At 71.2% G+C, this 25,563-nt stretch carries 22 protein-coding genes; 12 read left to right on the plus strand and 10 right to left on the minus strand.

Annotated features, from left to right (window positions below; all coding sequences use genetic code 11):
* The first annotated feature begins 150 nt into the window (after window positions 1–150).
* From V3T34_RS05710 to V3T34_RS05725, 4 genes are all read left to right on the plus strand, one after another.
* Window positions 151–1,590 carry a circularly permuted type 2 ATP-grasp protein gene (locus V3T34_RS05710; RefSeq protein ID WP_060848742.1) on the plus strand — a complete coding sequence of 480 codons (1,440 nt, stop codon included), beginning with the start codon at window positions 151–153 and terminating at the stop codon, window positions 1,588–1,590.
* Between the two features lie 105 nt (window positions 1,591–1,695).
* Window positions 1,696–2,640 carry an alpha-E domain-containing protein gene (locus V3T34_RS05715; protein WP_060848743.1) on the plus strand — a complete coding sequence of 315 codons (945 nt, stop codon included), beginning with the start codon at window positions 1,696–1,698 and terminating at the stop codon, window positions 2,638–2,640.
* 120 nt (window positions 2,641–2,760) lie between these two features.
* The gene (locus V3T34_RS05720) at window positions 2,761–3,675 is read left to right on the plus strand and encodes a transglutaminase family protein (protein ID WP_305079529.1); all 915 of its coding nucleotides are present in this window, start codon (window positions 2,761–2,763) and stop codon (window positions 3,673–3,675) included.
* 144 nt (window positions 3,676–3,819) lie between these two features.
* Window positions 3,820–4,569: a peptidase gene (locus tag V3T34_RS05725; protein WP_060848744.1), complete on the plus strand. Its 750-nt coding sequence runs from the start codon at window positions 3,820–3,822 to the stop codon at window positions 4,567–4,569.
* Window positions 4,570–4,593: 24 nt separating this feature from the next.
* Here V3T34_RS05725 and V3T34_RS05730 read toward each other — a convergent pair whose 3' ends face one another.
* The 3 genes from V3T34_RS05730 to V3T34_RS05740 all read right to left on the minus strand — a co-directional run bounded on the left by V3T34_RS05730 (window position 4,594) and on the right by V3T34_RS05740 (window position 8,576).
* On the minus strand, window positions 4,594–6,705 hold the full coding sequence (locus tag V3T34_RS05730) for a TonB-dependent receptor family protein (RefSeq protein WP_305079530.1): 2,112 nt from the start codon (window positions 6,703–6,705) through the stop codon (window positions 4,594–4,596).
* Between the two features lie 436 nt (window positions 6,706–7,141).
* Window positions 7,142–8,113 (minus strand): DUF1775 domain-containing protein, encoded by a 972-nt coding sequence (locus V3T34_RS05735; protein ID WP_305079531.1) that lies wholly within the window; start codon window positions 8,111–8,113, stop codon window positions 7,142–7,144.
* Window positions 8,114–8,174: 61 nt separating this feature from the next.
* On the minus strand, window positions 8,175–8,576 hold the full coding sequence (locus V3T34_RS05740; protein ID WP_305079532.1) for a hypothetical protein: 402 nt from the start codon (window positions 8,574–8,576) through the stop codon (window positions 8,175–8,177).
* Window positions 8,577–8,816: 240 nt separating this feature from the next.
* Here V3T34_RS05740 and V3T34_RS05745 point away from each other — a divergent pair, with 240 nt between their 5' ends.
* Window positions 8,817–10,109, plus strand: a complete 1,293-nt coding sequence (locus V3T34_RS05745) for a L,D-transpeptidase family protein (protein ID WP_060848748.1) — start codon at window positions 8,817–8,819, stop codon at window positions 10,107–10,109.
* Window positions 10,110–10,183: 74 nt separating this feature from the next.
* The gene (locus V3T34_RS05750; RefSeq protein WP_060848749.1) at window positions 10,184–10,396 is read left to right on the plus strand and encodes a SlyX family protein; all 213 of its coding nucleotides are present in this window, start codon (window positions 10,184–10,186) and stop codon (window positions 10,394–10,396) included.
* Between the two features lie 144 nt (window positions 10,397–10,540).
* Here the strand turns inward: V3T34_RS05750 and V3T34_RS05755 are convergent, their stop codons facing one another.
* Window positions 10,541–11,368, minus strand: coding sequence for an outer membrane protein (locus tag V3T34_RS05755; RefSeq protein ID WP_060848750.1), 828 nt, complete (start codon window positions 11,366–11,368; stop codon window positions 10,541–10,543).
* A 629-nt stretch (window positions 11,369–11,997) separates the two neighbouring features.
* Between V3T34_RS05755 and glyA the strand changes: the two genes are divergently transcribed.
* From glyA to V3T34_RS05775, 4 genes are all read left to right on the plus strand, one after another.
* Window positions 11,998–13,299 (plus strand): serine hydroxymethyltransferase, encoded by a 1,302-nt coding sequence (gene glyA, locus V3T34_RS05760; RefSeq protein WP_060848751.1) that lies wholly within the window; start codon window positions 11,998–12,000, stop codon window positions 13,297–13,299.
* A gap of 118 nt (window positions 13,300–13,417) precedes the next feature.
* Window positions 13,418–13,963, plus strand: a complete 546-nt coding sequence (gene nrdR / locus V3T34_RS05765) for a transcriptional regulator NrdR (RefSeq protein ID WP_060848752.1) — start codon at window positions 13,418–13,420, stop codon at window positions 13,961–13,963.
* A gap of 41 nt (window positions 13,964–14,004) precedes the next feature.
* The gene (gene ribD / locus V3T34_RS05770) at window positions 14,005–15,090 is read left to right on the plus strand and encodes a bifunctional diaminohydroxyphosphoribosylaminopyrimidine deaminase/5-amino-6-(5-phosphoribosylamino)uracil reductase RibD (RefSeq protein WP_305079541.1); all 1,086 of its coding nucleotides are present in this window, start codon (window positions 14,005–14,007) and stop codon (window positions 15,088–15,090) included.
* Complete coding sequence (locus V3T34_RS05775; protein ID WP_305079534.1) at window positions 15,091–15,753, plus strand: riboflavin synthase; 663 nt, start codon at window positions 15,091–15,093, stop codon at window positions 15,751–15,753.
* Between the two features lie 15 nt (window positions 15,754–15,768).
* Here the strand turns inward: V3T34_RS05775 and V3T34_RS05780 are convergent, their stop codons facing one another.
* The 6 genes from V3T34_RS05780 to V3T34_RS05805 form a co-directional block, all read right to left on the minus strand.
* A complete protein-coding gene (locus tag V3T34_RS05780; protein ID WP_305079535.1) occupies window positions 15,769–16,206 on the minus strand; it encodes a type 2 periplasmic-binding domain-containing protein in 438 nt (145 codons plus the stop codon).
* 65 nt (window positions 16,207–16,271) lie between these two features.
* Window positions 16,272–17,279 carry a TRAP transporter substrate-binding protein gene (locus tag V3T34_RS05785; protein WP_091884455.1) on the minus strand — a complete coding sequence of 336 codons (1,008 nt, stop codon included), beginning with the start codon at window positions 17,277–17,279 and terminating at the stop codon, window positions 16,272–16,274.
* Window positions 17,280–17,394: 115 nt separating this feature from the next.
* Window positions 17,395–18,240: an HTD2 family dehydratase gene (locus tag V3T34_RS05790; protein ID WP_305079536.1), complete on the minus strand. Its 846-nt coding sequence runs from the start codon at window positions 18,238–18,240 to the stop codon at window positions 17,395–17,397.
* Window positions 18,241–18,351: 111 nt separating this feature from the next.
* Window positions 18,352–19,329: a cation diffusion facilitator family transporter gene (locus V3T34_RS05795; protein ID WP_305079537.1), complete on the minus strand. Its 978-nt coding sequence runs from the start codon at window positions 19,327–19,329 to the stop codon at window positions 18,352–18,354.
* A 109-nt stretch (window positions 19,330–19,438) separates the two neighbouring features.
* Window positions 19,439–20,257, minus strand: coding sequence for an alpha/beta hydrolase (locus V3T34_RS05800; RefSeq protein WP_305079538.1), 819 nt, complete (start codon window positions 20,255–20,257; stop codon window positions 19,439–19,441).
* 260 nt (window positions 20,258–20,517) lie between these two features.
* A complete protein-coding gene (locus V3T34_RS05805; RefSeq protein ID WP_305079539.1) occupies window positions 20,518–21,870 on the minus strand; it encodes a dicarboxylate/amino acid:cation symporter in 1,353 nt (450 codons plus the stop codon).
* 340 nt (window positions 21,871–22,210) lie between these two features.
* Here V3T34_RS05805 and V3T34_RS05810 point away from each other — a divergent pair, with 340 nt between their 5' ends.
* Both V3T34_RS05810 and V3T34_RS05815 read left to right on the plus strand, forming a co-directional pair.
* The gene (locus V3T34_RS05810) at window positions 22,211–24,091 is read left to right on the plus strand and encodes a sensor histidine kinase (RefSeq protein ID WP_331369124.1); all 1,881 of its coding nucleotides are present in this window, start codon (window positions 22,211–22,213) and stop codon (window positions 24,089–24,091) included.
* Entirely contained in the window at window positions 24,088–25,428 is a 1,341-nt protein-coding gene (locus V3T34_RS05815; RefSeq protein WP_305079797.1) for a sigma-54-dependent transcriptional regulator, read from the plus strand. Before V3T34_RS05810 ends, V3T34_RS05815 begins: the two co-directional genes overlap by 4 nt.
* The last annotated feature ends 135 nt before the right edge of the window (window positions 25,429–25,563 follow it).

Raw genomic sequence — 25,563 nt, forward strand, 5'->3', positions numbered from 1 at the left:
ATTTCATCAGATACGCGCCGCTACCGGCCGCGCCGGCCCCGTCCCGCCTGACCTTGCGCAAAGAGCGGTGACGCCGGGCGGGAGAGGACGCATTTCCTTTGCCTTGGCCCCCGTCTTGCGTCTAGCTTCGGCGCAAACAGAGGGACGCCCATGCCGCTCAGTGCGTTCAACGAGATGACGGGTGCCCAGGAGAGCGGACTGGACCCGGCCGCCGTGCGCGAGGCGTACGCGGCGCTCAAGACCTGGCTCGACACGACTCCGCCCGAGCAATTCGACACGCGGCGCAGCCAGGCGGAATTGTTCTTCCGCCGGATCGGCATCACTTTCGCGGTCTACGGCGACAACGAGTCGACCGAGCGGCTGATCCCGTTCGACATCATCCCCCGGGTGCTGACCAAGCCCGAATGGGGCTTCCTGGAGCGCGGCCTCAAGCAGCGCGTCACCGCGCTCAACATGTTCCTGGCCGACATCTACGGCCCGCAGGAATGCATCAAGGCCGGGATCATCCCGGGCGACCTCGTCTACCGCAATCCGCATTACCGGCTGGAGATGCGGGACTTCGAGGTGCCGCACGGCAAGTACGTCCACATCGCCGGCATCGACATCGTGCGCACGGGCGAGGACCAGTTCTTCGTGCTGGAGGACAACGCCCGCACGCCGTCGGGGGTCTCCTACATGCTGGAGAACCGCGAGGTGATGCTGCGGCTCTTCCCCGAGCTGTTTTCCAAGCACCGGGTCTCCCCGGTCGAGGCCTATCCGGACGCGCTGCTCGCCACCCTGCGCAGCCTCGCGCCGATGCGCGCCGCCCGCGATCCGAGCGTGGTGCTGCTCACCCCCGGCCGGTTCAACTCGGCCTTCTACGAGCACTCGTTCCTGGCCGACAAGCTCGGCGTCGACCTCGTCGAGGCCTCGGACCTCTTCACCAAGGACGACGTGGTCTACATGCGGACCACCGAGGGCCCGCGCCGGGTCGACGTGATCTACCGCCGGATCGACGACGACTTCCTCGACCCCCTGGTGTTCCGGCCCGATTCGGTCCTCGGCGTGCCGGGGCTGATGAGCGCCTACCAGAGCGGCAACGTCACGCTGGCGAACGCCGTCGGCACCGGCATCGCCGACGACAAGGCGGTCTACAGCTACATGCCGGAGATCGTGCGCTTCTTCACCGGCGAGGAGCCGATCCTGCACAACGTGCCGACCTGGCGCTGCCGCGAGAAGGAGGCGCTGTCGCACGTGCTGGCCAATCTCGGCGACCTCGTGGTCAAGGAGGTCAACGGCTCGGGCGGCTACGGCATGCTGGTGGGCCCCCACGCCACCAAGCGCGAGATCGAGGAGTTCGGCCGCAAGCTGCGCCACGCGCCGGACGGCTTCATCGCCCAGCCGACGCTGGCGCTCTCGACCTGCCCGACCTTCGTCGCCTCCGGCGTCGCGCCCCGGCACGTCGACCTGCGGCCCTTCGTGCTCGCGGGCGCCGACGACATCCGCATCGTGCCGGGCGGTCTCACCCGCGTGGCGCTCAAGGAGGGGTCGCTCGTGGTCAATTCGAGCCAGGGCGGCGGCACCAAGGACACCTGGGTGCTCGACGGCTGATCCGCGGCCCCGCGCCGCCCGCCCCGCATTCAGGACCCGGCCGTGCGCCCCCGCGCCCGGCCCGGTCCGCCCGCACCGCCACAGCGTGAGCCTCCTTCCGCCGCCATGCTCTCCCGCACCGCCGACAACCTCTACTGGCTCTCGCGCTACGCCGAGCGCGCCGACTTCGTCGCCCGCATCCTCGATGCGGCGCTCCGCCTCTCCGCCCTGCCGGCCAATTACGGCGGCAGCGACGCGAACGAGTGGGAATCCGCGCTCGCCTCGGCCGGCAACATCGAGCTGTTTCGCCCGCTCTACGACAGCGTCAACGAGCACACCGTCCGCGACTTCCTGGCCTTCAGCCCCAACAACCCGTCCTCGATCCGGTCCTGCCTGCAGACCGCCCGCGAGAACGCCCGCAGCGTGCGCACGGCGCTGACGAGCGAGATGTGGGAGGCGATCAACGAGGCCTACCTGCACCTGCGCAGCTTCGAGGGCCGGGACATGACCCGGGAGGAGTTCGCCCGCTTCCTCGACTGGGTGAAGGGCGTGTCGCTCGCCTTCGACGGCTCGGCCTACCGGACGATGCTGCGCAACGACGCGTTCTGGTTCACCCGGCTCGGCATCGCCATCGAGCGCGCCGACAACACCGCCCGCATCCTCGACGTGAAGTACCACGTCCTCCTGCCCGAGACCGAGCGGGTCGGCGGCAGCCTCGACTACTTCCAGTGGACCACGATCCTGCGCGAGGTCTCCGCGCTCACCGCCTATCACTGGGTCTACCGCGAGAGCATCAAGCCCTGGCTGGTGGCCGACCTGCTGATCCTCAACCGGGAGATGCCGCGCTCGCTCGCCAATTGCTACGGCATGCTGGTGCGCAACCTCGATCTCATCGCCGACGCGTATGGACGCCATGGGCCGAGCCAGCGCCTCGCCCGCGGCATGCTGGCGAGGCTCGACGACCTGACGGTGGAGGAGATCTTCGCCTCCGGCCTGCACGAGTTCATCGAGGAGTTCATCGCCGAGAACAACCGCCTCGGGGCGGCGATCGTCGAGCAGTATCTCGGGTGAGCCCCGCCGGGCCGGGGGCGGGGACGGGGGGCGCTCTCCGGTTCCCCCCTCGCGCGGGACGGTGTATAGCACCGCCCCGCACGGCCCAGCTTTAATCGTGACAGCGAGCTTCGCGATCCCATGCGCATCCGCGTCGTCCACGAGACGGTCTATCAGTACGACAACCCGGCCCGGAACCTGATCCAGATGCTGCGGCTGACGCCGCGGGACCATGACGGGCAGCACGTCCGCTCCTGGCGCATCGAGCCGACGGTGGACGGCCGCCTGATCCGGCGCGAGGACGGCTTCGGCAACATCGTCCACGTCTTCAGCGCCGACGGGCCCGAGGAGGCCCTGGCGATCCGCGTCGTCGGGGAGGTCGAGACCACCGAGACCCACGGGGTGATGCGCGGCATCTCCGAGTGGCTGCCCGATCCGTTCTACCTGCGCGAATCGCGCTTCGCCGTCGCCGACGAGGCGATCCGGACCTTCGCCGAGGAAGTCGCCGGCGGCGCGAGCGACCGGCTCGACCAGCTGCACCGGCTGCTTGCCGGCGTCCACCAGACGGTCGACTACGCGCCCGGCCCGACCGGGGCCGCCACCACGGCGGCGGAGGCCTTCGCCCTGCGCAAGGGCGTCGGCCAGGACCTCGCCCACGTCTTCATCGCGGCGGCACGCCACCTCGAGATCCCGGTGCGCTACGTCTCGGGCTATTGCTGGCGTCCCGACGCTCCCGAGCAGGAAGCCGGCCACGCCTGGGTCGAGGCCCGGGTACCGGATCTCGGCTGGGTCGGGTTCGATCCCGCCCACGGCATCGCGGTCACCGAGACCCACCTGCGGGTGACGATCGGCCTCGACTACCTCGACGCCGCCCCGGTCCGCGGCAGCCGTACCGGCGGCGGCACCGAGACCATGACGGTCCGGGTCCGGGTCGACGACGCCCGCGCCCAGGCGCAGGCCCAGCAGAGCCAGGACCCGGCGACCGGCGAGGACGACCGCGAAACCGACGCCGCGGCGCCCGGCGGCGCGGTCCAGCGCCAGGCCCAGGCCGGCTGACCTCTGTGGCGCCGCCGCGATAGGCGGGTGCCACCTCACGCGGCGTCAACGAATTCGGCTGGATTCGCGAACCGGCCTGAGCCAGGGTGGCGCCGCGCGCGGTGACGGACCGCCCGCCTGACGATCGCCGGGGGGCGGTGAACGATGACCTATTGCGTCGGGATCCTGGTGGAGGAGGGTCTCGTCATGATCGCCGACACCCGCACGAATGCGGGGCTCGACGACATCTCGACCTACCGCAAGCTCCACATGTTCACCAAGCCCGGGGAGCGGGTGCTGGCGCTCGCATCCGCCGGCAACCTCTCGGTGACCCAGTCGGTGCTCTCGCTCCTGACCGAGGGCGTCGAGGACCCCGACACCGGCAAGCCCGAGACGATCTACGACGCGCCGACGATGTTCCGCGCCGCCCAGCTCATCGGCCGCGCGATCCGCAAGGTGCGGGCGATCGAGCGCGCCGGATTCGAGGCGGCGCAGCTGCGCTTCGAGGTGTCGTTCCTGTTCGGCGGCCAGATCGGCGACGGGCCGATGCGGCTCTACATGATCTACTCGGCCGGCAACTTCATCGCCTGCAGCCAGGATGCGCCATTCCTGCAGATCGGCGAGCACAAGTACGGCAAGCCGATCCTCGACCGCGCCGTGACCTTCAAGACCGACATCTACGATGCGCTCAAGGTCGGCCTCGTCTCGATGGACTCGACCATGCGGTCGAACCTCGGCGTCGGCCTGCCGATCGACCTCGCGGTGATCCGCCGCAACACCTGCGATACCGAGGTCCTGCATCGGATCGAGGCCGGCGAACCCTACTTCCACGACCTGCGCGAGCGGTGGTCGGCGGCCCTGCGGGCCGCCCACCGGGCGATCCCGCGGCCGCCCTACGGGCCGGGGGCGAAGTAGGCTCGCCCTCGGGCACCGTCCGCGTCAGAACGTGCCGCGCAGGCCCGCGAACACGCTCCGCCCGTCGCCCGGATAGAAGATCCGGGCGGCGCTGCCGGTGAGCGCCGCGGCGTTGGTCACCGCCGAGACGTCCGAGACGTAGCGGGCGTCGGCGAGGTTGCGGGCATCGAGGAAGAGAGTCAGGCCGGGATCGACACTGACCGAGGCCTGCAGGCCGACGAGGGCGTAGCCCGGCGCCCGCAGGGTGTTGGCGTGGTCGACGAAGGCGCCGGTCGGCACCCAGTCGAGCGACGGCGCGAGCGTGAACGAGCCGCGCGTATAGGCCAGCACCGTGCGAAGGACGTCCCGCGGCAGCCCGGCGATCCGGTTGTCGCCGTAGACCTGATCACGCACGAAGCGGAAGTCGTTGCGGGTCCAGATCTGCGTCAGCGTCAGGCTGTCGCCGACGCCGGTGAGGTCGCGGGCGAGATCGAGGGAGACTGCCGCCTCGACGCCCTGGTGGCGGGTGCGCGGCGCGTTGAAGGTCGCGGCCGGGATGCCGAGGCCGGCATTGATCGAGAAGTTGATCAGCTCGTCGCGAATCTCGGCCCGATACACCGTCACGTCGAAGCCGAGGCGGTCGATCCGCCCGCGGGCGCCGGCCTCCACCGTCCAGGCGCGCTGGGCCTGGAGCGGCACGAAGGTGGTGTTGGCCGCATTCGACTGCACGAGATCGGAGAAATCCGGCACGTCGCGCGAGCGGGTGAGGTCGCCGAAGACCTGGAGGTCGGGCAGGGCCTGCCAGAGCAGGCCGATCTTCGGGTTGACGCCCTCGTAGGTGCGGTTGGCGAACTGCGCCGCGAGGTTGCCGGGCAGGCCGCCCTTGTCGCTGTAGGTGCGGTTGGCCGAAAACAGCTTGGCGCCGGTCATCAGCGCCACGTCGGGCAGGAACCAGAACCGGTTCTCGCCGTAGGCCTCCAGGCTCGAGGCGCTCTGCAGGCTGTTGCGGGTCTGCGCGCCGCGGTTGCCCGCCACGTTCACGAATTGCAGCGCCGCGTTCTGGCCGGCATAGGCGCGCAGGCCCAGGATCGTATCGTTGCGGAATCCCGCCACGTCGAAGGTGCCGGCCCAGTGCGGTGAGACGCCGTAGGTCCATCCGTCCTGGTCGATGACCTGGAAGATCGGGTGGTAGAGCGACTTGTGGATCGCCCAGGAATCGATGTCGAGCTTGCCGACGTCGAGGAGGAACGAGGTCCGGTTGGCGATCCGCTCGGTCGCGACCTGGCGCGACTGGTTGCCGGACAGCGCCGCCGGGTTGGCGATCCGGGGCGTGCGCAGCGATTCGTCGAGGGTGAGCGCGCCGGGGAGTTTCTGGTCCGTGAAGTAGAGGCCGGCATAGAACCGGGTCTCGACGCCGGGGGCGATCTGGTAGCCGAGATTGGCGTTGAAGTTCTGCGTCCGCTGCACCTCGTGCTGGCGGAAGCCGTCGGCGTTGGTGATCGTGCCGTTGACGAGAAAGTCCGCCGGGCCCACGACCCGCGAGACCTGGAAATTCTCCCGCACCGCGTTGAAGCTGCCCCCGTCGATCCGCACGATGGTCGGCGCCAGCGCCGTGCGGGCGGTCGGCGTGACGAGGTTGACCGCGCCGCCGAGCGTCGTCGCGCCGAAGGTCAGGGCGTTGCCGCCCTTGTAGACCTCGACCGACCGCAGGGCGAGCGGGTCGATCTGGTAGAAGTCGCCCGACCCGTCGGCGAGGTTGAGCGGGATCCCGTCCTGCAACAATTCGATGCCGCGCAGGTGGAAGCCGCGGGCGACGCCCGAGCCGCGGATCGAGAGGCGCACCTCCTGGCCGTAGCGCTCCTGCACGGTGACGCCCGGCACGTCCTTGATCACGTCGCGCAGGGTGTTGGCGTAGCGGTTCTGGATGCCGGCCGCGTCGACGAACCCGACCGAGCCGACGGTCTGGTTGAGGCTGCGGCGCTGCTCGGCCACCGAGGGAACGGTGAGCGAGCCCGAGCCGGGGCCGGCCGCGGTGGCGGCGCGACCCGCTACCTCGATCTGCTCCAGCGGGATGGCGCCGGCATCCTGCGCGAAGGCCGGCGGGACGAGGCAGAGGAGGGCGGGCAGCACGGAGCCGCCCCGCAGAACGAGGGACATGAGGCGCGACCTTTCTCGGGCCGGAGCCGGGCGGGGCTCGACGGCGCGGGAGACGGGATGGGAGTTCTTCGAGTGGAGGCAGCGCGCCGACCGGGGAGGGATCGGTCGAGAGGCGCGCTCACCGTTGTCGTCTTGAGCTTCGAGACTTGGGCTTCGAGACTTGGGCTTCGAGACTCGGGGTTCGAGACTTGGGCTTTTAGATCTCGTCTTTAAGACCCGAGTGCCGTCCCGGCGGAGTCCGACTGACCGCTCCCGCAGGACCGGATGCGTCAATCCTTGGAAGATCGACGGCGGGATTCCCTCTCCAGCCGATATCGGGCAAGCCCGGTATGCCTGGAGAGGGGAGACCCGCGCCTTCCCCGTTGTCCGGTCAGCCCTGTCGCTCGAGCGGAGAGGTGGACAAGCCCTACGATCCGGAGAGGCGCCGGCTACCCCATCAATGATGGTGATGGCCGCCCGCCTCCGGCGCCGACGCCCCGATGGCGCCGACGGCGAAACGGACCGGGACGGTGCCGGCGCGCTCGAAGGTGAGGGTGCCCTCCAGGGTCTCGCCGGCCTTGGCGGGTCCCTTCAGGTCGAGGAACATCAGGTGGTAGCCGCCGGGCTTCAGCGCCACGGTCTCGCCCGGCTTGACGACGAGGCCGCCCTCCACCGGCGCCATCTTGGCGACACCCTTGTCCATCGACATCTGGTGCACCTCGCCGCGGGCCGCGAGCGGGATCGAGGCCGAGAGCAGCCGGTCCGGCTCCTTGCCGGTATTGGTGACTTCGAGATAGCCGCCGGCCACCTTGGCGCCGCCGGGAGTCGCCCGGATCCACGGCGCCGTGATGGCGAGGTCGCCGGCCTTGATCGTCGCCGGGGACGCGGCCGGCGCGGCGGCGGGAGCCGCGGTGGCGGCCGCCACGATCCGCACGCCCGGGGCGGGCGATTTCAGGTCGCGGGCGGACTGGCCGGCGGCCGGGATCTCGCGCCAGTCGGCGACGGCGCCGTCGCAATCCTGGCGCACCGGGAAGTAGACCGTGCCGCCCGGCGCCACGGCGTCGGTGAGGCGGGCCTGAAACACGAACTCGTCGTACTGGTCGTCGGGCAGCGCCCCCGTCCAGGTGATCGTCTTCACGCCCTCCGCGACGGTGCCGTGGTAGGACGGGTAGGCGCGGGCGTACGGCCCCTTCGCGGTGGCGAGCTCCCAGCCGGCCTTCGGCATCGGCTTGGCGGCGATCACGCCCTCGGGGATCGTGACGGTGACGGACTTGGTGGCCCGGCCGTCGCAGCCGTGCCCGATCTGGACCACGCCGCGATAGGTCTGGTTCGGGCTCGCCTGCGTGATCGCCAGGACGGCGTGGGCGAGGGCGGGAGCGGCGGCGAGGGAGAGCGCGGCGGTAAGGCCGGCGCGAAGCGAGAAGGTCATGGGAATCGGGTCCGGACAACGAGCGTGACGGGGCATGGGCAGCGGCGCTGCCCGATGGGCGTCACGCGGCCGGTGGACCGCGCGCGGAAGCGGGACGGGCGGGTGGACCGCGGATCGGCGCGGCGGCCTCGCCGGGCCAGGACAGGTCAGTCGCCGTGCGGGCGGGCCACGCCTCGGCGGCAGCCGGCTCCGGCGGGGCGGCGAGCCCCGGACAGGCGACGGTGCAGCAGGCATGGGCGTGGGCGACAGCCTCGCTCCCGCCGGCCCCCTGATGGGATTGGCAGATGATGCCGGCGCCCGCGGCAGCCGGCACCGGCGCCAGGCCGGTGAGGAAGGCCTGGAGCACGAGACCGTAGAGCGACAGCACGGCGGCGACAGCGCGCCAGCGCGCCGTCCTCCCGCTCCGTCCGTGCCCGAGATCGCTCATGCGTCCGACATAGCCCAGGCGTCGCGGTCGCGCCATGGCGCGGAATGTCCAGGGTCCGGGATCCACAGCCGCATCGTCTGCATCCTGTTGCGCGATTGCCGCAGTCCACAGCCCAGCTGACCGCTCCACAGCGGCGCCCGCCCGGCGCCACAATCTGGCCCGCTCCTCATGGAGTCTTAACCGCACACCGGCACCGTCACGGGCCATAGAATGGGGCGCAAGCGGCACGATGCCGAACTATTCGCCCCGCGTCACAGGTTCGAGAGCAAATTTCCCATGCTGACACGCGTTTCCCTCACCGGTTCGCTCGGCCTGGCTCTCCTGGCCGCCACCGCCTTCCCGGCCCTGGCCCAGGACCGGGGCGGCTCGCTGGCCCAGGCGGAGTGGGCGCAGAACTACGACTCGGCCGCCACGATGCGCGTGCAGCGCTCGAACACGCCGATCCTCTCGCCCCAGACCCTGGCGGCGACCGAGCAGATGGTCGAGCGCTACCGCGACATCGTCGCCCGCGGCGGCTGGCAGGCGGTGGCGGGCGCCGAGCGCCTGCGCGTCGGCTCGAAGAGCCCGGCGGTCACCGCCCTGCGCCAGCGCCTGATCGTCTCCGGCGACCTCGACCCGGCGGCCGGCTCCTCGCCGGTCTATGATTCCTATGTCGAGGCCGGCGTGCGCCGGTTCCAGGCCCGCCACGGCCTGAACCAGACCGGCGCGATGAACGTCACCACCGTCCAGGCGATGAACGTCCCGGCGGACGTGCGCCTGCGCCAGCTCGAGCTGAACGCGGTGCGCCTGCGGTCGTACTCGGGCAACCTCGGCGAGCGCTACGTCATCGTCAACATCCCGGCGGCGCTCGTCGAGACGGTCGACGGCGACCACGTCGCGACCCGCCACGCCGCCGGCGTCGGCAAGATCGACCGCCAGTCGCCGATCATGAACGCCAAGATCCAGGAGGTGAACTTCAACCCCTACTGGACGGTGCCGGCCTCGATCATCAAGAAGGACCTGATCCCGAAGATGCAGAAGGATCCGGCCTACCTGACCGACAACAAGATCCGCATCTTCAACGGCGACCGCGAGATCCCGCCGTCCCAGGTCAACTGGCATTCCGACGAGGCGACCCGCTACCGCTTCCGCCAGGATCCGGGCGTCGACCTGAACTCGATGGGCTTCGTGCGGATCAACATCCCGAACCCGCACGGCGTGTACATGCACGACACGCCGGCCAAGGGCATCTTCGGCGACGATTTCCGCTTCGTCTCCTCGGGCTGCGTGCGCGTGCAGAACGTGCGCGAGTACGTGTCCTGGATCCTGCAGGGCACCCCGAACGCCAACCCGGACACGATCGAGGCGATCATCCAGGGCGGCCAGCGGGTCGATGCCCGACCGGTGGCGCCGATCCCGGTCTACTGGACCTACATCACCGCTTGGTCGACCCCGGACGGCCTCGTGCAGTTCCGCGACGACATCTACAAGCGCGACGGCGCCGGCGCCCCGACCGCCTCGATGGCCGCCGCCGCCGCCGGCCCGCGCAACTTCAACCCCGACGCGCCCGACGACGATCAGACAAACTGATCGCCCTTCGACAGTCCGAATCGAAAACGGCCCGGGCTTGCGCCCGGGCCGTTTTCGCGTGAGTGGACACCCTCATGACTCCCGATCCCGAATCCCGCCTCGACGCGCTGGAAGCCCGCATCGCCCACCAGGACGCGACGATCGAGGACCTGAACCGCATCGTCACCGAGCAGTGGAGCGCGATCGACCTCCTGACGCGGCACCTCGCCGCCCTGCGCGAGCGGGTGCGCGAGATGGCCGAGCGGCCAACCGAGGCAGGGGACGAGCCTCCCCCGCCGCATTACTGAAGGAGAACCGCCCCGGACCTGAAGCCCGGGGCGGAGCAGGCGCCAGAGCGCTCCGCGATCGCGTTGCAGTCGCGAAGCTCTCTGGATTTTCGCTTTCGCCCCATTTCCTTCGACGAGCCGGCATCCGCCTCGTCGAGAAATGCTCTAGAAGGTGCCGAACTTGAAGTTCAGGCCCGCGCGCACCAGGCTGCCCTCGGTGCGGAAGCGCGAGATGTAGCCGACGCCCGGACCGCCGGTCGAGGCGACCAGGAGGTTGCGGCTGCCGAGGTCGTAGCGGATGTATTCCGCCTTCACCGTCACCGCATTCGACTTGAAGAAGTTCAGGAACGAGTCGGTCGGCAGGGCGTACTCGACGCCGCCGCCATAGGCGTAGCCGGTCTCGATCCGCGAGCGGTTGCCGAAGTAGGTCTGCGGCACGCCGGTCTGGAAGGCGACCGTCTGGGTCACGTCGCCGTAGGCGAAGCCGCCGGTCCCGTAGACCAGGAACCGGTCGAAGGCGTAGCCAATCCGGCCCCGTACCGTGCCGAGGAAGCTCAGATCCGCCCGGTAGGTGTTGGTGAGCTGGTTGGCGTTGAACGCCGGCAGGAAGATCGACTCGGTGCGGCGGCGGTTCAGGTCGGTGTAGGCCGCATCGGCCTCGAGGCCGACGACGATGCCGGAGCCGGGCGTGAACTGGTAGTTGTAGCCGACCTGGCCGCCGGCGGTGAAGCCGTCCTGCGCCAGCGGGACCGCCTCGCGGCGAAGCCCGTTGGTCACGTTGGCCTGGAGCGCGCCGATACCGACCGTGCGGACGGTATCGGCTTCCGTGTAGGCGTAGCCGGCATTGATGCCGAAATAGGCCCCGGTCCAGGTGAAGACCGGCACCGGCGTGAAGACCGGCGGCGGCGCGACCCGGCGCGGCAGGTCGGCGGCCGAGGCGGCGCCGACCGACAGGGCGACGGCGGCGCCGGCGGTGAGCAGCGACTTGAACATGAAGCGCGGTTTCCCTCTCGTGCAATCAAAAGGCGGACGATCTGTGACGCCGCAACGCTGCGCTGCCTAGGGCTGACAGGCTACGGTGCCGTGCTTCCTTGCCAGATACGGACGGTTTCTCTTCGGTTTCTCGCGCCGAGTGATCTGGCCGACACAGGTTTTCGCACTGAATGGGATGTCGATAAAATTTCCGTGACCTTGGATTAAGGCAGGCATTCTTGGTGGAGGCGCGACGGCAGAGCCGGCGCCGAGTGGTACGACTGGCCTGATCGGGGCTTTTGGCCGGGCCGGTCCGTGATCGCGCGAGCCGTGCCGGCTCGTGCGGGACGTCCGGCGGACCACGAATTTTCATCAACGGCGCTTTAGAATTTTTTGAGTTCCTTTTCCGACGTTTCAAATCCACCCTGCACGCGGATCGGTCCCGGCCGACCGGTCGCCGGCACCGATCGCCCCGATGCGAGGTCCGGGACCTCGACCCGCAGGCGGCGGGAGATGTCGCTCACAGACAAATGTGCGGCGCTCCGGCCTTGGACTCCCCCGTCGCCCGCGTGTAGAAGCTGGCCGATCCCCGTCCTTGACTTCCGCACCGGCGCGTCGCCCGGGCGGCTCCCGACAACTCCGAGGCCATCATGAGCGTGGGCACCGCCGCCAACACCCGGTCCAATTCGTTCTTCTCCGCGTCGCTGGCCGATGCCGATCCCGAGCTCGCCCGCGCGGTCGCGCAGGAACTCGGCCGTCAGCAGCACGAGATCGAGCTGATCGCCTCGGAGAACATCGTCTCGCGCGCCGTGCTCGAGGCTCAAGGCTCGGTGCTGACCAACAAGTACGCCGAGGGCTATCCGGGCCGGCGCTACTACGGCGGCTGCGAGTTCGTCGACATCGCCGAGAACCTCGCCATCGAGCGCGCCAAGCGCCTGTTCGGCTGCGACTTCGCCAACGTGCAGCCGAATTCCGGCTCGCAGGCGAACCAGGCCGTGTTCATGGCGACCATGCAGCCGGGCGACACCTTCCTCGGTCTCGATCTGGCGGCCGGCGGCCACCTCACCCACGGCGCGCCCCCGAACGTCTCGGGCAAGTGGTTCAAGCCGGTCTCCTACACGGTGCGCCGCGAGGACCAGCGCATTGACATGGAGCAGGTCGAGCGCTTGGCCCAGGAGCACAAGCCCAAGGTGATCATCGCCGGCGGCTCGGGTTATCCGCGCCACTGGGACTTCGCCAAGTTCCGCGAGATCGCCGACAGCGTCGGCGCCATCTTCTTCGTCGACATGGCCCATTTCGCCGGCCTGGTGGCCGGCGGCGTGCACCCGTCGCCGTTCCCGCACGCCCACGTCGTCACCACCACGACCCACAAGACCCTCCGCGGCCCGCGCGGCGGCATGATCCTGACCAACGACGAGGCGCTGGCCAAGAAGCTGAACTCGGCGGTGTTCCCGGGCCTCCAGGGCGGTCCGCTGATGCACGTCATCGCCGGCAAGGCGGTGGCCTTCGGCGAGGCGCTCACCCCCGAGTTCAAGCTCTACGCCAAGCAGGTGGTGGAGAACGCCCGCGCGCTCGCCGACACCATCATCTCGGGCGGCTACGACATCACCTCGGGCGGCACCGACAACCACCTGATGCTGGTCGACCTGCGCGCCAAGGAGCTGACCGGCAAGGCGGCCGAGGCCGCGCTGACCCGTGCCGGCATCACCTGCAACAAGAACGGCGTGCCGTTCGACCCGCAGAAGCCGACCATCACCTCGGGCATCCGTCTCGGCACCCCGGCCGCGACCTCGCGCGGCTTCGGCGTCGCCGAGTTCAAGAAGGTCGGCGAGCTGATCGTCCAGGTCCTCGACGGGCTGCACCGCGCCGGCGAGACGGGCGATGCCGGCGCCGAGGAGCAGGCCAAGCGCGAGGTCCACGCCCTGACCGACCGCTTCCCGATCTACGCCTGATCGCGGGAGCGATCTCCCGGCTTCCCCTTCTGCCGGGAGCGCTCTAGAACACGGCCCTTCCGGGGCCGGTCCCTCGCGGGACCGGCCCTTTTTCCGTACACAGAGGAACGGGCGGCCGATGCGGTGCCCCTATTGCGGCGGCCTCGACACGCAGGTGAAGGATTCCCGGCCGAGCGACGACAGCTCGGCGATCCGGCGCCGGCGCATCTGCCCAGATTGCGGCGGCCGCTTCACCACCTTCGAGCGGGTGCAATTGCGCGAGCTGATCGTCGTCAAGCGCTCGGGCCGCAAGGTCCCGTTCGACCGCGACAAGCTCCAGCGCTCGGTCGAGACGGCGCTCCGCAAGCGGCCGGTCGAGGCGGAGCGGATCGAGCGCCTGGTGAGCGGCATCACCCGCCGGCTGGAGAGTTCCGGCGAGGCCGAGGTGACCAGCGAGGCGATCGGCGAGGCGGTGATGGAGGGGTTGAAGGGCCTCGACGACGTGGCCTACGTGCGCTTCGCCTCGGTCTACAAGAACTTCCGCGAGGCCCGCGACTTCGAGGAGCTGCTCGGCCATCTCGCCGCCGGTGCGGCGCAGGCCGCGCTCCCGGCGGCGACGCCCGGGGAGGAGCCGGCCGCCGAGGAGCCGCCGCCGGCCCGCCGGCCCCGGAGCCGCGCGCCGTGAGCGCGCCGGACCCGACGCGCGAGGAGGCCGACCGGCGCTACATGCGCCTCGCCCTCGCCCTCGGCCGGCGCCATCTCGGCCGCGCTTGGCCGAACCCGTCGGTCGGGGCCGTGCTGGTCGGCGGTCCCCCGGGCGCCGAGCGGATCCTCGCCCAGGGCGTGACGCAGGCCGGCGGCCGCCCGCATGCCGAGCGCGTCGCGATCGCGGCGGCCGGCGAGGCCGCCCGCGGCGCCACCCTCTACGTCACCCTCGAGCCGTGCTCGCATCACGGCCGCACCTCGCCTTGCGCCGACGCCACCATCGAGGCGGGGATCGCCCGGGTGGTGAGCGCGATGGACGATCCCGATTCGCGGGTCGCCGGGCGCGGCCACGCCCGGCTGGCACAGGCGGGACTTGCGGTTTCGGTCGGGCTGCTCGGGGCCGAGGCGGCGCGCGACCAGCGCGGTCACGTCAGCCGGGTCGTCCGCGGCCGGCCGGCGCTCTTCCTCAAGCTCGCCCGTACGGCGGACGGCTACGCGGCGGGCGGGGAGGGGCGGCTGATGATCAGCGGCCCCCGCGCCACCGCGGAGATCCACCTGCAGCGGGCCCATTGCGACGCCATCATGGTCGGCGTCGGCACGGTGCTCGCCGACGATCCCCAGCTCACCGTGCGCCTGCCCGGGATGGCGGACCGCTCGCCCCTGCGCATCGTCCTCGACCCCGCCCTGCGCACGCCGCCGAGCGCCGGCCTGGTGCGCACCAGCGCGGTCGTCCCGACCCTGATCCTGTGCGGTCCCGATGCCCCCGCCCTGGCGGAGGGCGCCCTCGTCGCCGCGGGCGCGGAGGTCGAGCGGGTGCCGGTGACGCCGGACGGCCGCATCGACCTGCCGGAGGCGATGCGGATCCTGGGCGCCCTCGGGCTGACCCGGATCTGCTCGGAGGGCGGGCCGACGCTCGCCGAGGCGCTCGCGCGCGAGAACCTCGTCGACGAGTGCCTCCTCGTCACCGGCGACCGCGCCCTCGGGCAGCCCGGCCTGCCGGCGGTCGGTCCGCACCTCGCCGCGCGCCTCGCCTCGCCGGACTTCCCGGTCGCCGAGGAGTACCGGATCGGCACCGATCTCTTCACCTGCCACGCACGGAGCCCCTAGATGTTCACCGGCCTCGTCTCGGATGTCGGCCGCGTGGCCGCGGTGTCCGGCGATTCGAAACTCAAGCGCATCGCCATCGACTGCGCCTACGACCCAGCCGGCATCCTGATCGGCGCCTCGATCGCCTGCGCGGGCCCCTGCCTCACTGCCGTCACGGTGACGCCGCGCGAGGGCGGCTGTACCTTCGAGGTCGACGCCGCCGCCGAGACCCTGGCGCGCACCACCGTCGGTGCGTGGGCCCCGGGCATGCGGGTGAACCTGGAGCGCTCGCTCAAGATCGGCGACGAGCTTGGCGGCCACCTCGTCACCGGCCATGTCGATGGGCTGGCCGAGATCGTCGCCCGCGAGCCGGTGACCGGCCAGGCCGGCGACGCGTCCGGGGCGGGGGACAGTTGGGCGCCGAGCGAGCGCTTCGTGCTCCGGGCCCCGGCGGCGCTCGCCCGCTTCATCGCCGAGAAGGGGTCCGTCTGCCTCGACGGCACCTCGCTCACGGTCAACGGCGTCGCGGGCGACACCTTCACGGTGCTGCTGATCCCCCACACCCTCGCGGTCACCACCTGGGGCGAGCGCCGTGTCGGCGACCGGCTCAACCTCGAGGTCGACCTGATCGCCCGCTACGCGGCCCGGCTGACGGAGGCGCGGGCGGCGGTCGAGCCGGGCTGACCTCGGGCACGGGGTCTACGGGCCGCGCCATTCGCAGGCCGCGCCTGATTCGCTGCGGGTCACGAAGGACAGCGCGCCGCCTGTCGGCGAGGTGCTCGGCGGCGATGAAGTCCGGCCGCTCGGCGCTGCCGAGGCCGTCGAGCGGCCGGACTTCATCGCTGCCATCGGCGCGTCGGCATTGGTGACGCACACGCGACCCGACGGGACGATTGTCGCGTGCGCGCCGCCGGGACCGTCGAAATGCCGGACGCCCCGCAGCGCCCGGTAGGCGTCGCCGAGGCAGTGCCCGGGATCGAGATCGTCCGGGTGGGACGGCCGGCAATGGCAGGCGAGATCGGCGGGCGAAGCCACGACCGGGGCCGCGACGGGCATGCCCCGGCGCGAGACCAGCGACAGATCCGGTGGCCCCGCGACCCGCAGCGCGGCGTCGAAGCCGGCGCCAGCGGGGTCCACCGCTGCCGCACCGCGCTCGACGACCGCCTGACGGGAACCATGAGGCGTGGTGTCGTGACGGGCGGCTACTGCGTCCCGCCCTTCGCCTCCTTCTGGAACTCGTCGATCACGTCTTTGCCGACGCGCTTGGCCATGTCGGCGGTGACCGGTTCCAGGGCCGCCTTCCAGGCCGCCTTCTCGTCGGGGGTGAGGGTGACGAAGGTGGTCTTGCCCGACTTCTTCATCTCCTCGAGCGCGTCGGCATTGTCCTTGTCGGCGACCTGGTTGGCGTAGACGGTCGCCTCCGTCATCGCCTTGTCGAGCTCGGTGCGGATCTCGGCCGGCAGGCCGTCCCAGAACTTCTTGTTGGTGATCACCGCGTAGCCGATATAGCCGTGATCGGACAGGGTGATGAACTTCTGCACCTCGTGGTGTTTCTGGGTGAACATGTTCGAGGGGGTGTTCTCCGAGCCGTCGACGACGCCGGTCTGCATGCCCTGGTAGACCTCCGAGAAGGCCATCACCTGCGGGAGCGCGCCGAGCGCGCGGAACTGCGCCTCCAGCACCTTCGAGGACTGGATCCGCATCTTCAGGCCGCGGAAATCGGCCGGCATCCGCAACGGCTTGTTGGCGCTCATCACCTTGAAGCCGTTGTCCCAATAGGCGAGCCCGGTGATGCCCTTCGACTGCAGCTTGTCGAACAGCCGCTTGCCGAGCGCCCCGTCGGTGACACGGCGCAGGGCCGCCTTGTCGGGCAGGATGTAGGGCAGGTCGAAGACCTCGAATTCCTTGGCGCCGAGCGGGCCGAACTTCGCCAGCGACGGCGCCAGCATCTGCACCGCGCCGAGCTGCAGCGCCTCGACCTCCTCCTTGTCCTTGAACAGCTGCGAGTTCGGGTAGACCTCCACCTTCACCTTGCCGCCGGTATACTTTTCCGCCAGCTCCTTGAACTTGTCGGCGCCGCGGCCCTTCGGCGTGTCGGGCGCCACGACGTGGCTGAACTTGATCACGATCGGCGCCTGGGCCAGGGCGGCGCCCGACAGGAGCAGCAGGGCGGTGCCGGCCGCGAGCGCGCGGCGGGTCAGGGTCGGCATGGCGTTTCCTCGTCTTCGCGGTCTGTTTCGCGTTCTGGTTTGGTCGCGAGGCTGACAGTTCGGGCCCCGCGGCGCAATGCGCCGATCGCCTAACTCCCAGCCTCCGCCTCCATCCTCAGCCCTCGGCTTCCGCCTCCATGCACACCGCGCCGTCGACGGCGGTCCAGCCCTGGAACGCCTCGCCCTGGCCCTCGCGTCGCCCCGCCACCGCGAAGCGCGAGCCGGCGATCATCGGCGCGACGCCGCGGTAGCGGAACCGCGCCGGCACCCGGCCGAGGCGCAAAGCCGCGAGGTTGAGGAGCAGGCTCGCCTGCATCGGCCCGTGCACGACGAGGCCGGGATAGCCCTCGACCTGCGTGGCGTAGGGATGGTCGTAGTGGAAGCGATGACCGTTGAAGGTCATCGCGGAGTAGCGAAACAGCAGCACGGAATTCGCCTCGACCGACCAGGCGGCCTCGTCCTCGGCGGGAACGGGTTTCGCCGTCGGCGCGGCGTCGCCCGGCCGGCTCGCCTCGCGGTAGACGATGTCCTGCCGGTCGCGGATCGCGAGGCCGCGCGCGGTCTCGTACTCGTGCCGCACGGTGACGAAGCACAGTATACCGGTACGCCCGTGCTTCACCGCCACGTCCGAAACCGTCTCGCGCCGCACCACCCTGTCGCCGATCCGCAGCGGCGCCAGGGTCTCGATCTCGCCGCCGGCCCACATCCGCCGCGGCAGCGGTACCGGCGGCAGGAACCCGCCCTTCGCCGCGTGGCCGTCGGGCCCGAGCGCGTCGGCCGCCGGGGTCTCGGGGGCGAGGCACCAGTGCAGCGCCAGCGGCGCTTCGCCCGACGCCACCGGAGCGAGATGGGGGGCGAGCGTCGCCCGGTACTCGGCGACGAGGCGCGGCGTCACGATGTCCTCGACCTCCCGGCTGCGCCCGATCCAGCCGCGCAGATGGTCGATATCGATCTCGGGCATCCGGCACTCTCCCGTCGTTGCCCGCCGTCCCGGGCCTGTTCGCCCTTATAGCGACGGCTCTTCGCGCCCGCACAGCTGCCGTCTGGACCCCGTCCCGGGCCGGTGCGCCGCCTACACCACGTGGTCCGGCGCCAGCGCGCAGGCCGGTCCCCCGGCCAGCTCCACCTGGAGCGTGACGTGGGCGATGCCGAAGCGGCCGCGTAGGGTGGCGGCGCAGTCGTTGAGGAAGGCGTTGCCGGGGTGGCCCTCCGGCATCACCAGATGGGCGGTGAGCGCCGTATCGGTGGTGCTCATCGGCCAGACGTGGAGGTCGTGGACTTCCGTCACGCCCGGCCGCTCGGCGAGGCAGCGGCGCACGTCCGCCGGGTCGATGCCCGGGGGCACGGCGTCGAGCGAGAGCACGACGCTGTCGCGCAGGAGGCCCCAGGTCCCGGCGACGATCACCGCCACGATGACGAGGCTGGTCAGCGGGTCGACCCAGGTCCAGCCGGTCCACAGGATGACGAGGCCCGCCACCACCACGCCGGCCGACACCGCGGCATCGGCCAGCATGTGCAGGTAGGCGCCGCGGATGTTGAGGTCGCCCTTGCGGCCCGAGGCGAACAGCCAGGCGGTGACGCCGTTCACCGCGATGCCGATCAGCGCCACGATGGTCACGGTGAGGCCCGGGACCGGGGCGGGCTCCTGGAAGCGCTGCACTGCCTCCCAGGCGATGGCGCCGACCGCGACCAGCAGGAACACCGCGTTGAACAGGGCGGCGAGGATCGAGGACGAGCGCAGCCCGTAGGTGAACCGCGCCGTCGGCCGGCGCTGGCCGAGCGTCGCCGCCGCCCAGGCGACGACGAGGCCGAGCACGTCCGACAGGTTGTGGCCGGCATCGGCGAGCAGCGCCACCGAATCGGTGAGGAAGCCGTAGGCCCCCTCGATCAGCACGAACCCGGTGTTGAGCGCGATGCCGATCGCGAAGGCGCGGCCGAAGCTCGCCGGGGCGTGGACGTGGCCGGGGCCGTGGCGGTGCCCTGCATGTTCGTGATCGTGGCCGTGATCGTGGTCGCCATGATCGTGCGCGTGGTCGTGGTGCTGGCCCATGCCCGGTTCCTGTTCCTCCCCCGGGCCGCCCTCGGGGCCCGCGCGGTCGTCGCGGCGCCGTTAGCTTTAGGGCGGGAAGGGCGGAGCGGCGAGCCCCGCCCGGGCAGGGTCACCCGGTCGCCAGCCGCAAGGCCGCCTCGGTCAGAGCCCCGTCCGGCCGGGCCATCTGGTCGAGCACCGTGAAATGGTCGTCGCCGGCAAGCGGCAGGAGGTCGCCGGGGAGGCCGGTCCCGGCCCAGGCCGCCTGGTAGACGTGCGACTGCCGGCACAGCTCCGGCAGCTCGCCGGCGCCGTAGGCCACCGTGAGCGGACCGGCGCGACGCGGCAGGTGCCGGATCGGCGAGAGCGCCGCGACCTCGTCCGCGGTGAGGCGGAGCGCGTCGTCGAGCGCCGTGCGCCGGATCGGCGCGAGGTCGAAGACGCCGGAGACCGCCAGCCCCGCATCGACCTCCGGGCAGGCCATGGCGAGCGCTGCGAGATGACCGCCGGCCGACCAGCCCGAGACGACGAGGCGCGGCGGGGCGGCATGGGCGCGAAGGCGCGCCAGCGCCGCCGGGATCTCGGCGCAGAGCGCCGTCATCGTCGCCTCCGGGCAGAGGGTGTAGCCGACCATCGCGACGTCGAGGCCGCGGGCGAGCGGGCCCTCGGCCAAAGCCGCGAAGCCGGCCTTGTCGTTGCGCTGCCAGTAGCCGCCGTGGATGAAGGCGAGGAGCGGCGCGCCGTCACGGCCGCATCGGAAGAGGTCGAAACGCTGGCGCTCGCCCGTGCCGTACGGGATGTCGAGCTCGCCGGCCCTCGCTTCGCGGAAGGCCGCGCTGCGCGCGCGCAGGGAGGCCATGAAGGCGCCGCTGCCGGCCACCGCGCCGGAATTGTCGTAGGCCCTGCTCAAGGTCGCGCGGTCCATCCCGCGCCAGTCGCCGCCCGCCATCGTCGCCCTCCGAGCGAATCTCGAAACTCATCGAACGAGAAGAACACGTGTCTTTTCCCCACCCAGGACCTCATCCTGAGGTGTCGGTCCATCAACGATGGACCGACCTCGAAGGAGGTCGTGGGTGGGAGGACGCGCGTCGTTCCGGTCGGACAAGCTCTCGGCGTGACGATACCCGGAAACGCGAAGGGGCGGCCCCGCGCCGCGCGCAGGGCCGCCCCCATCCGGAATCCGGGGTCGTGAGACCCCGGGATCGTGCCTTACTCGGCCGGCTGCAGCGTCGGCTGCAGGGGCGGGAGGGCCTCCAGCGGCATCGGGTTGCCGTCGAGGGCGGCCTTCAGGCGGTCCATGTCGACCTCGTTCTCCCAGCGGGCGACCACGATGCAGGCCACCGCGTTGCCGATGAAGTTGGTGAGCGCGCGGCACTCCGACATGAAGCGGTCGATGCCGAGGATCAGCGCCATGCCGACGACCGGCACGGAGGGAACCACCGCCAGCGTCGCGGCCAGCGTGATGAAGCCCGAGCCGGTGACGCCGGCCGCGCCCTTCGAGGAGAGCATCGCGACGAGGAGCAGCAGGGCCTGCTCGCCGTAGGAGAGGGGGGTGTCCGTCGCCTGGGCGATGAACAGGGCCGCCATGGTCATGTAGATGTTGGTGCCGTCGAGGTTGAACGAGTAGCCGGTCGGGACCACCAGGCCGACGACGGGCTTCGAGCAGCCGGCACGCTCCATCTTCTCGAGCAGCGAGGGCAGGGCCGACTCGGAGGACGAGGTGCCCAGCACGAGCAGCAGCTCCTCCTTGATGTAGCGGATCAGCTTGACGATCGAGAAGCCGTTGTAGCGGGCGACGAGACCGAGGACGCCGAAGACGAAGATCGCCGAGGTCAGGTAGAAGGCGCCGACCAGGTAGGCGAGGTTGGCGAGCGAGGCGATGCCGTACTTGCCGATGGTGAAGGCCATCGCGCCGAAGGCGCCGATCGGGGCGACCTTCATGATGATGTGGACGACGCCGAAGATCGCCTCGGACAGGATCTTGATGAAGTCGAGCACCGGCTTGCCGCGCTCGCCCAGGAAGGCGAGGCCGAAGCCGAACAGCACCGAGAAGAACAGGACCTGCAGGATCTCGCCGCCCGAGAACGCACCTACCGCCGTCGACGGGATGATGTTCATCAGGAAGTCGGTGATCGTCTGCGTCTTCGCCTTGTCGGCGTACATCGCGATCTGCTTGGGATCGAGCGACTTCGGATCGATGTGCATCCCCGCGCCCGGCTGGACGAGGTTGGCAATGACCAGGCCGACGATCAGCGCGAGCGTCGAGAAGGTGAGGAAGTAGATCAGCGCCTTGCCGCCGACCCGGCCGACCTTCTCGAGGTTGGTCATGCCGGCGATGCCGGAGACCACGGTGAGGAAGATCACCGGGGCGATGATCATCTTGACGAGCTTGATGAAGGCGTCGCCGAGCGGCTTCATGTCGGCGCCGAGCTGCGGGTAGAAGTGCCCGAGCGCGATGCCGATCGCGACGGCGACCAGGACCTGGAAGTACAGGGTCTTGTAGAGCGGCTTGGGGGCCGGCGGCGCGTGCGGCGCGGTCAGCGGGGACGGGATCGTAGCCATCGGACGTTCTCCCTATAATGGCTCGTTGAAAGGACGGGCGTTGGCGGCGGACCGCGGGATGCTCTTGCTGTTGCGCCTTGCGGCGGGTCTCTGGCCTTGCGGCGGGAACTTCGGCCTGGCGACAGGCCGGCCGCGCACCGGAAGGCTGCGGACGGACACACAATGGCAACCGGCGTGCCAGCCGGCGAAAAGCCGAAATTTTTTGTTAAACCCAACAGAATAAAAGAGTTTTCATGACACAGGGGGAAACCGCCCGCCGCACCGGTCCGGCGCGCCGCAACGGCGGGATGGAAACCGTGCGGAAATCCGCAACCGTCCGGGCGTGCCGCGCGGGGCGGCCGTGACCGGCTGGCGCGCCCTGCCGCGCTCGCCGGCGCTGCCCTGGCTCCTGGGGCTCGCCGCGGTGCTGGCCGCCGCGGTGCTGGCCGGCCGCCACGCCGAGCGGGCGGCGCTCGCGGACGTGCGGCGCTCGGCCACCGCGACGCTCGCGCTCCACGTCGCCGCCTTCCGCACCGAGATGCAGAAGCAGGGTTCGCTGCCGCTCGCGCTCGCCAGCGACCCGGAGATCGCCGCGGTGGTCGGCGCCTCGCCCGACCCGGCCCTCGTCGCCCGGGTCGACGACCGCCTTGCCGAGATCGCCCGGGCGTCGGGTGCGGCGGTCGTCTACGTCATCCGCCGGGACGGGCGGGCGGTCGCGGCGAGCAATGCCGGCGAGCCGGGCAGCTTCGTCGGGGCGATGTACGCCTTCCGGCCCTACTTCCAGCAGGCGCTCGCCGAGGGGGCCGGGCGCCAGTTCGCCCTCGGCACCGTCAGCGGCCGGCCCGGCCTCTATCTCAGCCGCCGGGTCGCCGGGCCCGGCGGGCAGACCGGGGTGGTGGTGGTCAAGGTCGAGTTCGACGCCATCGAGGCCGCCTGGCGAAAAGGGGCCGAGACCGGCGGCGAGACCGTGATGGTGACCGATCCCCGCGGCATCGTGCTGGTGGCGAGCGAGCCGGCCTGGCGCTTCGGAGCCCTGCGGCCGGTGCCCGACGACGAGCGCCGGCTGATCCGCGAGCGGCTGGAATTCGGCGAGGCGCCGCTCCAGGCGCTGCCGCTGCACCCGGCGGCCAACGGGACCCTGGTGCGGGTCGGCCACGGGGCCGAGCCGGCGCGCCTCGCCATGCCCCTCGACGCCGCGATCCCGGGCACCACCTGGCGACTCCACACCCTGACGCGGATCGGCGTGGCGGTGGCCCGCGAGCGGATCCAGGCCCAGGTCATCGCCGGCCTGATGGTCGGCCTCGCCTGCCTCGGCCTCGCCGAGATCGTCGGGCGCCGCCGGCGCCTGCGGGCGAGCCTCGCCGAGGCGGCGGCGCGGCGCACCGAGCTGGAGGCGCGGGTCCGCGAGCGGACCCGGGCGCTGACGGAGGCCAACCAGAAGCTCAAGGGCGAGATCGCCGAGCGCCGGCGGGCGGAGGCCGAGCGCCAGCGCCTCGGGCGCGAGCTCGCCCATGCGGGCCGCCTCGCCGCGCTCGGCCAGTTCGCCGCCAGCATGGCGCACGAGATCAACCAGCCGCTCGCGGCGATCCGCTCCTACGCCGACAATGCCGGCATCCTGATCCAGCGCGAGCGTCTGCCGGAGGCGAGCGAGAACCTCGCGGCGGTGGGCCGCCTGACCGAGCGCATCGCTGGCCTGACGCGCCAGCTCAAGGGCTTCGCCCGCAAGGCCTCGGGCCGGCGCGATCCGGTCGCGCTCGCCGGCGTGGTTCGGTCGAGCCTCGAGGTGGTGGATGGGCGGCTCGCCGGCATCGCCCTCGACCTCGCGCTGCCAGAACCCTCGCCCTATGTGCTGGGGGAGGGGCCGCGGGTGGAGCAGGTCGTCGTCAACCTGGTGCAGAACGCCCTCGACGCGGTCGCGGGCGTCGCCGATCCCCGCGTCACCGTGACGGTGCGGGTCGCGGGGGAGCGCGCGGTGCTGGAGGTGGGCGACAACGGCGGCGGCCTGCCCGACGGGGGCGCCCAGGTGTTCGACGCCTTCTTCACCACCAAGACCGGCGGCCTCGGCCTCGGCCTCGCCATCTCGCGCGGCATCGTCGAGGATTACGGCGGCAGCCTCTCGGCCGGCGCCTCGCCGGAGGGCGGGGCGCTGTTCCGGGTCGAGCTGCCGCTGGCCCCCACCTCGCCCACCGGATCCGGGACGCCCGGACCCCACAAGTCCGCAACCGAGGGAACCGCCGCATGAGAGCGCCGTCCGACCGCGTGGTCTTCGTCGACGACGAGGAGGAGGTGCGACGGGCCAACGGCCAGAGCCTCGACCTCGCGGGCTTTTCCGTCGAGACCCATGGCGACGCCGAATCGGCCCTGCGGGCGGTCCTCGCCGATCCGCCGGGGGTCGTCGTCACCGACGTGCGCCTGCCGGGCCTCGACGGGCTCGGGCTGTTCTCCGCCCTGCAGGAGGCCGATCCCGAGCTGCCGGTGATCCTGATCACCGGCCACGGCGACATCACCATGGCGGTGCGGGCGATGCGAGCCGGCGCCTACGACTTCCTGGCCAAGCCCTACCCGGCCGAGACGCTGGTCGCTTCGGTGCGGCGCGCGCTGGAGCGCCGCAAGCTGGTGATCGAGAACCGCTCCCTGCGTTCCCGCCTCGATGCCGCGGTGGCGGAGGACCCGGCCTTCCTCGGCGTCTCGCCGGCGATCACCCGCCTGCGCCAGTTCGTGCGCGAGGTGGCCGAGGCCGACGTCGACGTGATGGTGCTGGGAGAGACCGGCTCGGGCAAGGAGGTGGTGGCGAGCGCGCTCCACCGCTGGAGCCGGCGCGCCAAGGGCAACTTCGTCGCGATGAATTGCGGCGCGCTCCCCGACACCGTGGTCGAGAGCGAATTGTTCGGCCACGAGGCCGGCGCCTTCACGGGTGCGCTCAAGAAGCGGGTCGGGCGCATCGCGCATGCGGATGGCGGCACGCTGTTCCTCGACGAGATCGAGAGCATGGCGCTGACCATCCAGGTCAAGCTCCTGCGGGTGCTGCAGGAGCGGGTGGTGGAGCCGCTCGGCACCAACGCGGTCCAGCCCGTCGACATGCGGGTGGTGGCCGCGACCAAGATCGACCTCGGCCAAGCGGCTGCGCAAGGGACGTTCCGGGACGACCTCTACTACCGCCTGAACGTCGTCTCGGTGACGATCCCGCCCTTGCGCGAGCGGCGCGAGGACGTGGCGCTGCTGTTCGAGCACTTCCTGCGCAAGGCCGCCGCCCGCTTCAACCGCGAGCCGCCGCCGGTCACCCCGTCGATCCGCGAGCACCTGAGCCGGCACGACTGGCCAGGCAACGTGCGCGAGCTCGGCCATTTCGCCGAGCGCTGCGCGCTCGGCCTCAACCCGACCGGCCCGGCCGTGCCTGAGCCGGCCAAGGCCGCGACGCTGGCCGAGCAGATGGACCGCCACGAGCGCGGCCTGATCCGCGACGAGCTGATCATGGCCGGCGGCGATGTCCGGGTGGCGGCCGAGGCGCTCGGGACACCCCGAAAGACCCTCTACGACAAGATCGCCCGCCACGGCCTCGACCCGAACGACTATCGCTGAGGCTGGAGGCGCAGGCCGGTCCGGAAGGCCTCGGTGTGGAAGCCCGCAGGTCGTCCTAAAGGTGCGGTGCACGCCTCTTCGGTGGGCGTCGCCGTCCTTTGAGCGAAGGTGGCTCGCCAAGCGTGCGCCCTCGCC

The sequence above is a fragment of the Methylobacterium ajmalii genome (assembly GCF_036448855.1).
GTDB classification, from domain to species: Bacteria; Pseudomonadota; Alphaproteobacteria; order Rhizobiales; family Beijerinckiaceae; genus Methylobacterium; species Methylobacterium ajmalii.

Coding starts and splice junctions, on each gene's coding strand:
- V3T34_RS05725 (WP_060848744.1), top strand. CDS start 3,820: ATGACCTATTGCGTCGGGATCCTGGTGGAGGAGGGTCTCGTCATGATC.
- V3T34_RS05785 (WP_091884455.1), bottom strand. CDS start 17,279: ATGCCGACCCTGACCCGCCGCGCGCTCGCGGCCGGCACCGCCCTGCTG.
- V3T34_RS05735 (WP_305079531.1), bottom strand. CDS start 8,113: ATGACCTTCTCGCTTCGCGCCGGCCTTACCGCCGCGCTCTCCCTCGCC.
- nrdR (WP_060848752.1), top strand. CDS start 13,418: ATGCGGTGCCCCTATTGCGGCGGCCTCGACACGCAGGTGAAGGATTCC.
- V3T34_RS05730 (WP_305079530.1), bottom strand. CDS start 6,705: ATGTCCCTCGTTCTGCGGGGCGGCTCCGTGCTGCCCGCCCTCCTCTGC.
- V3T34_RS05775 (WP_305079534.1), top strand. CDS start 15,091: ATGTTCACCGGCCTCGTCTCGGATGTCGGCCGCGTGGCCGCGGTGTCC.
- V3T34_RS05720 (WP_305079529.1), top strand. CDS start 2,761: ATGCGCATCCGCGTCGTCCACGAGACGGTCTATCAGTACGACAACCCG.
- V3T34_RS05710 (WP_060848742.1), top strand. CDS start 151: ATGCCGCTCAGTGCGTTCAACGAGATGACGGGTGCCCAGGAGAGCGGA.
- V3T34_RS05745 (WP_060848748.1), top strand. CDS start 8,817: ATGCTGACACGCGTTTCCCTCACCGGTTCGCTCGGCCTGGCTCTCCTG.
- V3T34_RS05800 (WP_305079538.1), bottom strand. CDS start 20,257: ATGGCGGGCGGCGACTGGCGCGGGATGGACCGCGCGACCTTGAGCAGG.
- V3T34_RS05815 (WP_305079797.1), top strand. CDS start 24,088: ATGAGAGCGCCGTCCGACCGCGTGGTCTTCGTCGACGACGAGGAGGAG.
- V3T34_RS05715 (WP_060848743.1), top strand. CDS start 1,696: ATGCTCTCCCGCACCGCCGACAACCTCTACTGGCTCTCGCGCTACGCC.
- V3T34_RS05755 (WP_060848750.1), bottom strand. CDS start 11,368: ATGTTCAAGTCGCTGCTCACCGCCGGCGCCGCCGTCGCCCTGTCGGTC.
- V3T34_RS05740 (WP_305079532.1), bottom strand. CDS start 8,576: ATGGCGCGACCGCGACGCCTGGGCTATGTCGGACGCATGAGCGATCTC.
- V3T34_RS05790 (WP_305079536.1), bottom strand. CDS start 18,240: ATGCCCGAGATCGATATCGACCATCTGCGCGGCTGGATCGGGCGCAGC.
- glyA (WP_060848751.1), top strand. CDS start 11,998: ATGAGCGTGGGCACCGCCGCCAACACCCGGTCCAATTCGTTCTTCTCC.
- V3T34_RS05795 (WP_305079537.1), bottom strand. CDS start 19,329: ATGGGCCAGCACCACGACCACGCGCACGATCATGGCGACCACGATCAC.
- V3T34_RS05805 (WP_305079539.1), bottom strand. CDS start 21,870: ATGGCTACGATCCCGTCCCCGCTGACCGCGCCGCACGCGCCGCCGGCC.
- V3T34_RS05750 (WP_060848749.1), top strand. CDS start 10,184: ATGACTCCCGATCCCGAATCCCGCCTCGACGCGCTGGAAGCCCGCATC.
- ribD (WP_305079541.1), top strand. CDS start 14,005: ATGCGCCTCGCCCTCGCCCTCGGCCGGCGCCATCTCGGCCGCGCTTGG.